Here is a 1,049-nt window from a genome sequence, read left to right as displayed (position 1 = left end):
TCAATTTTTTATCACCTTGGAACATAGATATATGCTAAACGCCTCATTTTCATTTATACATTACCTAAGTGTTTTCAGCACGATATCTTGGCTTTGATAAAATATTTGTGTCTCTCTTGATTGTTCAGAGAGTACTGAATCTTCTACATCGGCTTTTGTTTTCATGAAAAAAGTCAATGTTGTAAAGAGTTTTATTAGTTCAATCTTATTTGGGGGATTTTTTTGTTGGCAGAGTTTATAATTTTTTTATACAATAGGCGTTTTTGTACATCGATAAGAGTCTCTTCATTGTTGCTTAAATTTCTGACCATTTGTAACTTTGTGTATTCATTTTGGAGCATGGATGACATGCTCTTAATGCGTGTTTGCAACTCGAAAACTTCTCTCAAATTTGTTGTTTTATCTATATCATTTAAGAAATCAGCAATTTGTGTAAAGCGCTTCTCTGCGTCTTGGAAAGCCTGCAAACTTACGGCTTTCTCGATAATTCCATTATAGTTAAGACGTGTATTAATTATATTGTATATTTTCTTCTGCGGCAATGACGAGAAGATGGCCCTCATATCTTCGCCCTTAACCGCAGTTATTAAGGGTTCTATATAACTATGCGTTCGGATTATTTTTACATTCCTTCTGTAGTTTTCGTGGGGGGGTTGGTAGAGCAGATCTTGCAAAAAATGGCCATTGTTTCTGTCTAATAATGCTCTTTTTTGTAAGATGTTCATTTGCTCTTTTACACTTTCTGTTATAGACTGATGGATTTTTTTCGCGTTTTCGATCTGGTTTTCGTTTGTTGTAATTTGTTGTTTTAACAACTCAATAATTTTCAGATATTCTTCTTTTGAAAAAGGCAAAAGAGTTTGGGCAGTTGAACCCTTATTCTCAGAACCCCAACTAAAATTAGATGTTAGAGTTAAATTTATCATCCCCAAAAGGGTAATCATTCCTGTTATAATAAATCGCTTTTTCATCTGTCTCCTCGCTTGATTTCGGCAGGGATTGTTTTATTAATAGGCACGCGGTTCCTATCATTGGGCTGTTTTAGCTTT

At 34.1% G+C, this 1,049-nt stretch carries 1 protein-coding gene and 1 pseudogene; both read right to left on the bottom strand.

Annotated elements, in window-relative coordinates:
• Positions 1-194 precede the first annotated feature (194 nt).
• Positions 195-971, bottom strand: a complete 777-nt coding sequence (locus tag ACFILZ_RS09845) for a type IV secretion system protein (RefSeq protein WP_375611067.1) — start codon at positions 969-971, stop codon at positions 195-197.
• Positions 968-1,049: pseudogene (locus ACFILZ_RS09840) on the bottom strand (TrwH protein); the annotation flags it as partial. The gene ACFILZ_RS09845 and the pseudogene ACFILZ_RS09840, both read right to left, overlap by 4 nt.

The organism is Bartonella sp. AP40SXNS, assembly GCF_042195825.1.
In the GTDB taxonomy this organism is placed as follows: Bacteria; Pseudomonadota; Alphaproteobacteria; order Rhizobiales; family Rhizobiaceae; genus Bartonella.
This window is presented reverse-complemented; position numbering and strand designations above follow the sequence as displayed.

What these genes read in the sequence shown, in the direction of transcription:
- ACFILZ_RS09845 (WP_375611067.1), bottom strand. Translation starts at nt 971, where the DNA reads ATGAAAAAGCGATTTATTATAACAGGAATGATTACCCTTTTGGGGATG.